The 11,947-nt window shown below is 59.9% G+C and carries 8 protein-coding genes; 5 read left to right on the top strand and 3 right to left on the bottom strand.

What is annotated here, in order from left to right; all coding sequences use genetic code 11:
* Positions 1–73: 73 nt before the first annotated feature.
* Positions 74–2,029: a 1-deoxy-D-xylulose-5-phosphate synthase gene (gene dxs, locus NW852_RS11680; RefSeq protein WP_414426765.1), complete on the bottom strand. Its 1,956-nt coding sequence runs from the start codon at positions 2,027–2,029 to the stop codon at positions 74–76.
* 174 nt (positions 2,030–2,203) lie between these two features.
* Here dxs and cysK point away from each other — a divergent pair, with 174 nt between their 5' ends.
* Positions 2,204–3,184, top strand: a complete 981-nt coding sequence (gene cysK, locus NW852_RS11675) for a cysteine synthase A (RefSeq protein ID WP_414370299.1) — start codon at positions 2,204–2,206, stop codon at positions 3,182–3,184.
* 65 nt (positions 3,185–3,249) lie between these two features.
* Here cysK and ileS read toward each other — a convergent pair whose 3' ends face one another.
* Entirely contained in the window at positions 3,250–6,015 is a 2,766-nt protein-coding gene (gene ileS / locus NW852_RS11670; protein ID WP_414370429.1) for an isoleucine--tRNA ligase, read from the bottom strand.
* Between the two features lie 708 nt (positions 6,016–6,723).
* Positions 6,724–7,560, bottom strand: a complete 837-nt coding sequence (locus NW852_RS11665) for a hypothetical protein (protein ID WP_414370301.1) — start codon at positions 7,558–7,560, stop codon at positions 6,724–6,726.
* A gap of 115 nt (positions 7,561–7,675) precedes the next feature.
* On the opposite strand from NW852_RS11665, the gene NW852_RS11660 reads away from it, so the two are divergent.
* The 4 genes from NW852_RS11660 to NW852_RS11645 all read left to right on the top strand — a co-directional run bounded on the left by NW852_RS11660 (position 7,676) and on the right by NW852_RS11645 (position 11,947).
* Positions 7,676–8,089, top strand: coding sequence for a rhodanese-like domain-containing protein (locus NW852_RS11660; protein ID WP_414366866.1), 414 nt, complete (start codon positions 7,676–7,678; stop codon positions 8,087–8,089).
* 236 nt (positions 8,090–8,325) lie between these two features.
* Positions 8,326–10,128 (top strand): aminopeptidase P family protein, encoded by a 1,803-nt coding sequence (locus tag NW852_RS11655; RefSeq protein ID WP_414398451.1) that lies wholly within the window; start codon positions 8,326–8,328, stop codon positions 10,126–10,128.
* A gap of 88 nt (positions 10,129–10,216) precedes the next feature.
* Positions 10,217–10,642 carry a TerB family tellurite resistance protein gene (locus NW852_RS11650; protein ID WP_414364748.1) on the top strand — a complete coding sequence of 142 codons (426 nt, stop codon included), beginning with the start codon at positions 10,217–10,219 and terminating at the stop codon, positions 10,640–10,642.
* 177 nt (positions 10,643–10,819) lie between these two features.
* On the top strand, positions 10,820–11,947 hold the full coding sequence (locus NW852_RS11645; RefSeq protein ID WP_414370305.1) for a TMEM43 family protein: 1,128 nt from the start codon (positions 10,820–10,822) through the stop codon (positions 11,945–11,947).

The following is an 11,947-nucleotide window of genomic DNA, read 5'->3' as shown; positions in this document are numbered from 1 at the left end:
CCGTTGCCGAGGCTCTGCAGCAAGCTGCCGTCGAGCAGTTCAACCGGCAGATGGGGCTCTCAGAAGAGTAGGCTCAGGGGCCGCCCAAAGCAGCTTGGGCCGGGGATCCCGCGCCCATCCGTTCCTGCAGCCTCTCAACCTTGGCCCGGATCCGCTCGGCAATGCCGACGCTGTTCAAGCCCAGATCCGCCAAGGACTCCTCAGGAGTGGCATGTTCCACCCACACATCCGGCACCCCCAGGCGCAACAAAGGCACCCGGATATCGGCATCCAGAAGGGCTTCCCCCACTGCCGAGCCAAACCCGCCCATGAGGCAGCCCTCTTCTACTGTCACCACCAGGCGGCTCTGTTGGGCCAGGGGCAGGATCAGCTCGGTATCCAGAGGCTTGGCGAAGCGGGCGTTGACCACAGTGGTGGAGATACCGTGTTCCTTCAAAATCTCCGCCGCCTGCAAACTGGGATGCACCATCGATCCATAGGCCAGGATTAGCACCTCGCCGCCGCTGCGCAGCACCTCGGCTTTGCCGATAGGAATGGGCTCCCACCCTTCCTCTGCCAGGGGCACCCCCACGCCGGAGCCACGCGGGTAGCGCATGGCAATGGGGCCTTGGGTGTACTGGATCCCGGTCACCACCATGCGCTGCAGCTCCGCTTCGTCTTTGGGGGCCATCAGCACCATTTCGGGGATGCAGCGCAGATAGGCAATGTCGTACATGCCCTGGTGGGTTGGGCCGTCAGCTCCCACCACCCCCGCTCGATCCAAGCAGAAAAAGACCGGCAACTTTTGGATGCAGACATCGTGGATGATCTGGTCGTAGGCCCGCTGCAGGAAGGTGGAGTAAATGGCCACCACCGGCCGCATCCCCTCGCAGGCCATACCGGCAGCCAATGTAACAGCGTGCTGCTCGGCAATCCCCACATCTATAAACTGATCCGGCAGCTTTTCCTTGAGTTTGTCTAGGCCGGTGCCAGTGTCCATGGCCGCCGTAATGCCGATGATACGGGGATCCCGCTCCGCCAGCTTGCAAAGGGCATGGCCAAAGACCTTGCTGTAGCTGGGGGGCTTGGGCTTGCTGGGGGGGTAGGGCTTGCCGGTGGCGAGGTCAAAGCGGGATTGGGCATGATACCCCACCTGCTCCGCTTCCGCTGGCGGGTAGCCTTTGCCTTTCACCGTGGCCACATGCACCAGCACCGGCCCAGAGATGCCGTGGGCCAACTCAAAGGCATCCAACAATTCTGCCAGGTTGTGGCCGTCCACCGGCCCCACATAGGTGAAGCCCAGCTCCTCGAAGATAATGCCGGCCTTATTGTTCTGCACGGCGGTAACCAGCTTCACCGTTTCCTTCATGCGGTCAATTTCCGGGCTGAGGCTGGAGCCAACCAGAGGCAGATTCTTGAGTTGCTCCTCCAGGCTGTCGGTCAAAAACTGCACCGGCGGGCTGAGGCGTAGGCGGTTTAGATAGCGCGGGAGCGCCCCCACGTTGGGGGAGATGGACATGCCGTTGTCGTTGAGAATCACCATCAAGTTGGTCTTGGGCAGGTGGCCGGCGTGGTTGATGGCTTCATAGGCCATGCCCCCTGTCAGGGCGCCATCGCCGATAATGGCCACCACCTTGAAGTTTTCTCCCCGCCGGTCGCGGGCAATGGCCATGCCCAGGGCTGCCGAGATGCTAGTAGAGGCGTGGCCGGCCCCGAAGTGGTCGAAGCGGCTCTCGCTGCGCTTGAGGTAGCCAGAGATCCCCCCCTTCTGGCGGATGGTGTGGAAGTTGTGGTAGCGGCCAGTAAGCATCTTGTGGGCATAGGCCTGGTGCCCCACATCCCAGATCACCTTGTCGCGATCCAGGTCCAGGGTTTTGTAGAGCGCCAAGGTTAGCTCCACTACCCCCAATCCCGGCCCCAGGTGACAGCCGACTGGGGAGTTGGCAGCCGTTTGCAGGTGTTTTTCGCGGATCTGCCGGGCTAAGCTGCGCAACTGGCCGAGGTTGAGGTTGCGGAGCTGGTTGGGGTGAGTGATTTCACTCAGGTGCATAGAAGACGAGTCCTTTCGGTGCACTCCCACTCTAAATCATCCTTTTCCCAAAGTGGCCGGTTGCCCCAGCCACCTCCTCAGGTGGCCGACAGCGGCCAGGGATCCCTTGGTAGGGTTAGCATCGGACAAAGGCCCAGCTTCTCGAGGTGGCCTTGAATTGGCTTGTTGTTGCCTATGAGGATTGCCGATAACATCACTCAGCTCGTTGGCCGCACACCCCTGGTGCGGCTGAACCGGATCCCGCAAGCGGAGGGATGCCGGGCGGAGATCGTGGTGAAACTGGAGAGCTTTAACCCGGCGGCATCGGTAAAAGACCGCATTGCCGTCAGCATGATCGAGGCAGCGGAGCAAGCCGGCTTGATCACTCCTGGCAAGACCATCTTGGTGGAGCCCACCTCCGGCAACACCGGCATCGGCCTGGCTATGGCGGCAGCAGCCAAGGGCTATCGGCTAATCATCACCATGCCCGAGAGCATGAGCCTGGAGCGGCGGCTGCTGTTGAAAGCCTACGGAGCAGAGGTACATCTGGCCAGCAGCGCCGGCGGCATGGGGGAGGCTATCTGGAAGGCGGAAGAGATTGTGCGCCGCACCCCCAACGCCTACATGCTGGGCCAATTTACCAATCCCGCCAATCCCCAGATCCACGCCCGCACCACCGGGCCCGAGATTTGGGAGGACACTGATGGCCAGGTGGACATCCTGGTGGCGGGGGTGGGCACCGGCGGCACCATCACAGGGGCGGGCGGGTTTCTCAAAAGCAAAAAACCCTCGATTCGGCTGGTGGCCGTCGAGCCCAAGGCAAGTGCAGTCTTAAGTGGGGGGCGGCCCGGCTTCCATCGCATCGAGGGCATTGGGGCAGGGTTTGTGCCCGATGTGTTGCGGCGCGACTTGCTGGATGAGGTGATTGCAGTAGACGACGAAGAGAGCATGGTCTACAGCCGCCGCTTGGCCAAAGAAGAAGGGATCCTCTCCGGCATTTCTACAGGCGCGGCCCTGGCCGCAGCTATCCAAGTGGGGCGGCGACCGGAAAACGCCGGCAAGCTGATTGTGATGATCCAGCCCAGCTTTGGCGAGCGCTACCTCAGCACCCCCCTCTTCCGCGACCTGGAGCGGGAGGAAGCCGATGCCGGGATCCTGAAGGCCAACCCAACCTAAGCCAGGAATTCCCCCAGGGAGAGCTCCTCCAGTCATTTCCCCAACATCCGAAATCCATCCGACGCTCAAAATTCGCCAGCCAGGGCTGCCACACAGCGCTCGCACAGCTCTGGGTGTTCGGCAAACTCCCCCACGCGGGTGGAATAGTTCCAGCAGCGCACGCATTTTTTCCCGTCCGCCGGCTGAACGACAACCTGCAGGTCTTCCTCTGCAGGGTCAGCCTTGACCAGCTCGACTTGGGAAGTGATGAACAAGTAGCGCAGCTCTGCCGCCCGCTCTTCCAAGAGGGAGTACAGATGGGGATCCGTCACCTTCAAGATCAGTTTGGCCTCGGTGGAAGCGCCGATGAGCTTGTCGGTGCGGGCTTGCTCTAGGGCTTTGTTCACCTCCTGCCGCACCGCCCGCAGCTTTTCCCAGGTGGCCGCCAACTGGGGATCCCGCCACTGCTCTGGCAGCTGCATCCAGCCCCCTTCAAACACCGAGCGGGTAGGCTTGGGGTAGGGAAGGTAGCTCCAGATCTCTTCTGCGAGGTGGGAAAGCACGGGGGCGATGGCCTTGGCCAAGTTCTCCAGCAACAGCGACAGCACCGTCTGACATTGCCGCCGCCGCCGGCTGCGGGCGTGGCTGATGTAGAGGCGATCCTTGCCAATATCCAAGTAGAAGTTGGAGAGATCCACCACGCAGAAGTTCTGAACCGCCTGGAAAAAGCGGTAGAACTGGTAGCTTTCAAAAGATTCAGTGATTTCCTCTCCCACCTCCTTTAGGCGGTGCAAGATGTAGCGATCCAACTCCGTCAACGCTTCAAAAGGAACGGCATCCTGAGCTGGGTTGAAATCATAAAGGTTGCTCAGCAGAAAGCGGGCCGTGTTGCGGATCTTGCGGTATACATCCGCCATCTGCCCAAGGATGGTCTTGCCTATCGGCACATCCCCAGAGTAGTCCACACTGGAGACCCACAGCCGCAGCACATCGGCGCCATAGGCGGGATCCGTCTGGGGGTTGCTGCCGCCGTTGATGAGCACCAGGGGATCGATAACGTTGCCCAGGGATTTGCTCATTTTTTGGCCCTTTTCGTCCAGCACAAAGCCGTGGGTGAGCACTGCTTTGTAGGGGGCACAGCCATTGACGGCCACGGAAGTCAGCAAGCTGGACTGGAACCAGCCCCGGTGCTGGTCGGAACCTTCCAGGTAGAGATCCACCGGGTAGCCCAGCCCCTGGGCCTTGGCCACCGCCGCCCAGGAGGAGCCGGAGTCAAACCAGACATCCATGGTGTCTGTGCCCTTGCGGTAGGTGCGGCCATTGCGGCGGTACTGCTCCGGCAACAGCTCTTCCACCGGACGCTTCCACCAGGCGTCGGATCCCTCCTGGGCAAAGATGGCTTTGATGTGCTCGAGGGTCTCGGCCGTGAGCAGAACCTCGCCCGTCTCTTCGTCGTAGAAAACAGGGATGGGCACACCCCAGGCCCGCTGGCGGGAGATACACCAGTCGGAGCGCTCTTTGACCATGGCGGTGATGCGGTTTTCCCCTTCCGGCGGGATCCAGTTCACGGTTTTGATGGCCTGCAGGGCCAGCTCTCGGAAGCCGGCTACAGACGCAAACCACTGCTCCGTGGCCCGGAAGATGGTCGGCTCCTTGGTGCGCCAGTCGTAGGGATATTTGTGGTTGTAGGGTTCTTCCTTGAGCAGGGCGCCGGCAGCCTGCAAGGCTTTGATCACGGCCAGGTTGCCGCTGGTCTCCGGCTTTTTGGAGAGCACATCCAGCCCGACAAACTGGGATCCGGCCTCGGCGGTGAATCTCCCCTGCTCGTCCACAGGGCTGAGGATGGGCAGGCCGTACTTTTGGCCGGTTTTGAAGTCGTCTTCCCCGTGGCCTGGCGCCGTGTGGACAATGCCGGTGCCGGACTCGGTGGTGACGTAGTCCCCCAAAACACAGAGACTGGCACGGTCAAAGAGGGGGTGGCGTCCCTGGCAGTATTCTAAGGCGGATCCCGGCAGCGTGGCCTTGACCTCTAAGGGGGTCTCCAGAACTTTCTCCAGCCGCTGCCGCAGATCGGCAGCAATCAACAGCAGGCCGAAGCGGGGAGACTCCACCACCGCATAGGTGAGCTTGGGGTTGAAACAGAGGGCCAGGTTGGCCGGGATCGTCCACGGGGTAGTGGTCCAGATGGCCACCCGCAAGCCCGGCAGAAAAGGCTCCAAAATCGGCTGCGCCGCTGGGCTGAGGCTCTGCAGAGGAAAAGCCACGTAGATGCTGGGGGAGACGTGGTTGTCGGGATATTCCAGCTCTGCTTCCGCCAGGGCCGTCTGCGAGCTGGGACTCCAGTGGACAGGCTTGAGGCCGCGGTAGATGTAGCCTTTGAGGGCCATCTGACCAAACACCTCGATCTGGGCCGCCTCGTACTCCGGCGAGAGGGTCAGGTAGGGCCGATCCCAATCCCCCCATACCCCCAGCCGCTGAAAGCTGGCCCGCTGCACGTTGACGTAGTGCAGGGCGTACTCTCTGGCCTTTTGCCGCAGTTGCAGGGGGGTAAGGCTTTCCCGCTCCTGGGGGGAGAGGCTTTGCAGTACCTTTAGCTCAATGGGCAGGCCGTGGCAATCCCAGCCGGGCACATAGCGCACCTTGCGCCCCCGCAGAATGTGGTACTTGTTCACAATGTCTTTGAGAATCTTGTTGAGGGTGGTGCCCATGTGGATGTCGCCATTGGCATAGGGCGGCCCATCGTGCAACACAAAGGGATCCCCGGGATTGGTTTCCGACAGACGCTGATAGATCTGTTCTTCCTGCCAAAAGGCTTGGATGGCGGGCTCCCTCTTGGCGGCCTCCGCCCGCATGGGAAACTGAGTTTGCGGCAGGTTGAGGGTACTTTTGTAGTCCACGGCAATTTGAGCAGGCTAAAGGGCGTCCTTCTATCCTACGCTGTTGCTCTCTCCTCAGCGCTGCCTCCTGACTTCCCCCTTGTTGGAGCCCTCTTGGGGAGAAGGGATCCGGCCCGCCACCTTGGTAAAGATTTGTGCTAGCCTCAGGATGTCGTTGAGTAAGGGAGGTTCCTGCGGATGCCAGACAGTAGTAGTTGTAAGGGTCGTCAAGTTGGGTTCAGCCGGCTGTGCGCCGGGGCTGTTCTCTAACGGCCTGAACTCAGATCCTTAGCTTGCTGAGGAGTCTTCGCGTTCTGGCTCGCTTGGAGTTCCTCCCGGCAGTCAGGTTCCAGTTGAAGGCCCGCTAGACCGCTCTCTCCTGGACCGCCTGTTTCTCCTCCTTGGTGGTGGGTGAGAGCGGATAGTTTTTTGAGGAGTTTCTGCTCCAGTAAGCCCAACTCTTTGTTAGGTTGCTTCAAGAACATTCCTCCCTGGCTCATCACTGTACCTGCAAGGTCAGTCTTGGAACCCAGCCACCCCTACAAGGGCTATACACAACGGCGTTGCCGGAATCTGACGCCTTCCGTATCTGCTTGTGGGGGACGACCGGATCCCGTTGAAGCGTTGGCAGAGCGCGGCGTAAGCCATGCAGCCTGTCCTGTCAGCAGGAGGGTCGGGAGTAGGTCACGGTTGGACGGCAAGGCGCCGGCTCTCGACAACAAGGCCACTTTGGTTAACCAGCATCACCGAGATCCACTGAGCGCCCGGTTCTGGGGGGGCATCTGCCTGCAGAAAGAGCCCGCCTGCCTGCAGAGGTTCAAGGGCAAACGAAGTGAGATCCAAGTAGCCGCCTGCAGCGACGGGTTGCTCATCGACCGCACCCAACAGCAAGGACTGGGTGAGGGGTTCTGCCACAATGGCCTGCAGGGAGTAGGTGGATCCCGGCTTGACCGCCTCGGGCAACTTGAAAGTAACAGTGGGAGGTGCCGAGCCGGAGATGAGGGTGCTAGACTCCCGCAGGACTTCTTGGTCTACGAGCAGCAGTTGTCCTGGATTGGCCACATCCGGGCGGTAGCGGTTGCGCACCAGGGCGGAAGCCTTGACCTGAAACTCCCCCCGCGCTGAAGCTTGGGATCCCTGCACTTGGCTGGCGATCTCGGCTACGATCTCAGGGCCCACCTGCCGCCAAGAGACAATTTCCGCCGAGTAGGTCAACTGGGGATGGGCCTCCCATAGCTTGCCAATGGCCTCTTCCACCCCCTGCCGATCCAGGCCGTCCCGGTGGCGGAAGTTGGGGCTGTAGCCAGCCATCACCCCTGGCAAGTCGCGGCGGTTGGCAGCGTCTATCTGCTTTTGCAGCCACTCTACGAGCGAGGCTGGCGGCGGGCTAGAGACTTGCCGTTGGATCCCGCTTTCTAGGCGGACGGGGGCAGCTTGGGCCGGCAGCTTGGCAGGGAAAGGGATCCCCCCGCTCAGGGCCAAAACTAGGGGCCAAAGCCAAGAGGTGGATCGAGAGCTCAAACTGGGGCCTCCAGGGGGCAAATCTGCCCTTAGTTTAGCTTGCTGAAGGTTTAGTGTTGCCCAACGCGATTGGGCCTGGGTTTATCCTGGGAACTGGGTTCTCTGGGAGGTGTGCATGGCATCCCACCACTCTCCTGCTTTCCTGGCTTTGGTTAACGAGGCCAAAAGCCGCATCCAAGAGCTCACCGTTGAACAGGTGAGGCAAAAACAACTGCAAGGGGATCCCTTCTACCTAGTCGACGTGCGGGAAGAGTCGGAGTGGCAGGCCGGCCACATTGTCGGCGCCATTCACTTAAGCAAAGGCATCATCGAGCGGGATATCGAGAAGGTGATTCCAGATAAAGAAGCCGAGATTGTCCTCTACTGTGGTGGCGGCTTTCGCTCGGCGCTAGCAGCCGACAACCTGCAGAAAATGGGCTACCGCCGCGTGATCTCCATGGACGGCGGCATCCGCGCTTGGCGAGAGGCTGGCTTTCCGGAATCCCAGCCCTCACCCCCGACCCCTCTCCCGGAGGGAGAGGGGAGTTAGAGCGGTGCGTTCGCGACGGCGTTCAATAACGAGGTAGCCAGCCGTTTCGGTGCCAGTTGGGAAAAGCAGTGCACCAGGTCGCCGAAAAACACGGCGCAGAAGCCCTTGGCTCCTGCTTTGTAGTCCACCAGCGGCCCCAGTAGCCGCTTCCTCTATGTTCCGTCTGCTTTCCCAGGGTAAGGAGAACTATATTGGTCTCTAAGGCCATCGGCCCAGATCTCCCTCTTGTCCTTGCCATGCTCCAAACCCTGCCCCGTTCAGAGATTGCCGCCCGTTTGCAGCAGTTGCGCCAGCTTTTGCAGGAACACAATCTGGATGGGTTTTGGGTGCCCTCGGCTGATGAGCACCTCAATGAGTATTTGCTGGAATACCGCAAGCGACGGCAGTGGATTACAGGCTTTACCGGCTCGGTGGGGGATGCTCTGATTAGCCGGGACAGGGCCTGGCTGTGGGTGGATCCCCGCTACCACGAGCAGGCGGAGCGGGAAGTGGATCCCAACCTGTTTACCGTCATCAAAGGCGGCCTGCCGGAGCAGCCCAGCCTGATGGAGATTGTGGAAGAGCTGGGATCCGGCTTTCGCCTAGGAGTGGATCCCTTCACAGTATCAGTGGCTACCTACCGCCAGTTGCAGACCCACGCTCAAGCCGGGGGGGTGCTGCTGGTGCCGGTTAGCGAAAACCCGCTGGACAAGCTGGCCAAGGAAGCTAGCCAAGCCCTTTTGCAGCAACCCATCTATCCTGTCCCTGCCCAGCTCTGCGGTGCTACTGCCAGCGACAAGCTGGCCCAGGTGCGCCAGGAGATGCGTCGCAAGCGGGTGGGATTGTTGCCCCTAACCAAGTTGGACCAGGTAGCTTGGCTGTTTAACCTGCGCGGCTCTGACATCCCCTACAACCCAGTGTTCCGCGCCTACGCGCTGGTCGCCCTGGAGAGGGTTGCCCTGTTTACTGACCTGGAGCGCCTCACGCCCTCGGCTCGGCAAATGCTGGTGGAAGCCGAGGTCGAGCTCTGGCCTTACGAGGCCTACCCGGAACAGCTGCCCCAGTGGGCCAAGGGCTACGGGCCGGTGGGATTGGATCCCAAGCAAACCACTCAGGGCACGCAAGAGCTGCTGCAAGGGATCCCCTGTCGCGAGCTGGATCACCCTGTGGAGGCCCTCAAGGCGGTGAAAAACCCCACTGAGCTGGAGCAGATGCGGCTAGCTAACCGCAAGGCCAGCCGGGCCAAGATCCGCACCCTGGCCTGGATTGACCGGCAAATTCAAGCGGGGATCCCCATCAGCGAAGCCGATGTGGCGGCCACCATGGCAGCCCACTACCGCGAGGAAGGGGATTGGGTGGGCCTGAGCTTTAACACCATTGCCGGGGCTGGCGCCAACAGCTCCATTGTCCACTACGGCACCCCGGATCCCCAGAAGTTCCTGCAGCCAGGCGAGTTGTTTTTGTTGGATTCGGGATCCCACTACCTGGGGGGCACTACCGACGCTACCCGCACCCTCTGGATTGGCTCGGAACCGGCGGATCCCTTGTGCCAGCGGCGCTACACCGAGGTGCTGAAAGCCCACATCCAGTGCGCCCGCCAGATCTTCCCCCCGGATACCTACGGGGTCTCCTTGGATGGCATTGCCCGCTCCAGCCTCTGGCAGGCAGGGCTGGACTATGGCCACGGCACCGGCCACGGCGTTGGCGCCTTCTTGAACGTCCACGAGGGGCCCAATGGGATCCACCGCCGCGCCACCACCCCCTTCAAGGTAGGTATGATCACTAGCATTGAGCCGGGCTACTACCAGCCGGGCTGGGGCGGAATTCGCTTGGAAAACCTCTATGAAGTGGTTGCCCTTCCAGAGCCGGAGGGCTGGATGGGCTTTCGCTCCCTAACTTGGATCCCCTTTGATAGGCGCTTGATTGACTGGGATCTGCTAGACAAGGCGCAACGGGCCTGGCTTGATGAGTATCACCGCCAGGTTTACGCCCTGCACCAGGCCAGCCTGCCAGAAGAGGATGCCGCCTGGCTAGCGTGGGCCTGCGGCCTCGCTGAGTAAGACTGCCTCTGGTCAGCCCCTTCCAAGTCTGCTTAGAGCCCCAGAACCCCGACCGCCAGCAGCACCTCCAGCGACAAGAGATCCCGCCATGAACCCGACAACCCAACATCGGCTCATCCTCAAAATTGTGGCCGGCTCCGCTTGGGCCGATGGGCACCTAGAACCGCAGGAATTGGCCTATCTGGGATCCCTGCTGCGCCGCTATGATTTGGAGCACGATACCGAGCTGCGAGAGCTGATCCAAGAGCCCATCCCGATGGCGCAAACGGAGCGCTGGATGGCCGATTATCTGGCCCAGGCCACCGAAACCGAGCGCCTGCAACTTTTGGGGGCAATCGGCAACCTGATGATGGCCGACAATACCGTTTCCTCCGAAGAGCACAACCTTTTGGATGACTACTACACCCTCATGGCAGAGATCCCACCTCGCCCAGAATCGGCACCCAATCTGGTGAAGGGCGTGGGGCAATTTTTCCGGCGCGTGGTCAAAGCGGTGAGGGAAGGGATTTCTTAATCAATTCTTAGCCGAAAAATAGGGTTCCCTTAACCTGTATGAATTGTAATTTGCTTCTGGAATAGGCATAAGCATGGAAAAAGCTAAAGATTTGCCTTGGATTCTCTAGAACGACTAGGTTTCATGGACAAATAGAAGAGGCTGTGCTAGACCGAAGTTGTCGGTCGGGGCGGGGCTATGGCTGAGCGTTATAGACAAGTAGAGCGGGTCGGATTCGGCTCGCGGCTGGCCAGTTCTTTTGTATCGGTGTTTGTTGGATTGATTTTATTTTTGGGATCGTTCTGGCTTTTGTTTTGGAATGAGGGGCGGGTCAACCTTGCCCAAGTGGCAACTGGGGCCATTGAAATCAGTCCATTGGGCTCGCCCTCTGCACCTCTTGGAAGATTAGTATCGCTCACAGGCCCAATGACCAGTAACGAGCTTTTGGGTGATCATCTCTTCCTGCGGCCGGGGCCCTATATTGCCGTCAGCCGCAAGGCAGAAATGTATGCTTGGGAAGAGGAGAAAGAAACTCGCACTCAAGAGGAGTTTGGTGGATCGGAAGTCAGAGAGACAATCTATACTTACACCAAAGTCTGGACAGAAAACCCTGAAGATTCAAGCCGGTTTTATCGCAGCAGTGAGCACGTCAACCCACCGATGCCTTTTTCCAGCCAACTCTTTCGAGTCAGCCAGGCTCAAATTGGGAATTACCGAATTGGGATGCAAGATTTGCAGATCGAAACTCCCTCCGCTGTTCCTCTGGATCCCCAAACATTGATCCCGGGGATCCAAGCTAGAGTGGAAGGCTCTTATGTTTTCAAGGGGCGGGGAACCCTGGCCAATCCACAAATCGGCGATATGAGAACTTCGTACACTGCCTTGTACAGCGGAACTCAGGCAACCGTCTTTGGGCGTTTGGCCAGCCCCAATAGCCTAGAGAGCTATCTGGGGCCGCGCAACGTTCGATTTTATCGGCTATTTGCAAGCGATCGATTTGCAGCCATTGAGCGGCTTGCTGCAGAACACACTGCCCTAACTTGGATCCTGCGCTTTGTGGGATTCTTGATGATGTGGATCGGGGCCGACTCTTTCTTTACCCCCCTTCATACAATGCTTAGCATCTTTCCTTTTCTAAGTGGCCTTGGGCGATTCATGACGAGAGTGGTCACCTTTTTCATAGCCTTGGTTTTAACAGGGACGACTATTCTGATCTCGTCTATAGTGTATAATCCGTTGGTGCTGCTCCTCTGTTTGGCTGTGGCGGGAGTTTTCATCCTTAACGTGCTGGGGCGACGTCCCAGACGGCAAGTGTCAGGTTTTTAA

It is taken from the genome of Synechococcus sp. H60.1 (assembly GCF_047462335.1).
Lineage (GTDB): Bacteria > Cyanobacteriota > Cyanobacteriia > Thermostichales > Thermostichaceae > Thermostichus.
The sequence above is the reverse complement of the archived record's forward strand: the minus strand, read 5'-3'. Positions and strand labels throughout refer to the sequence as shown.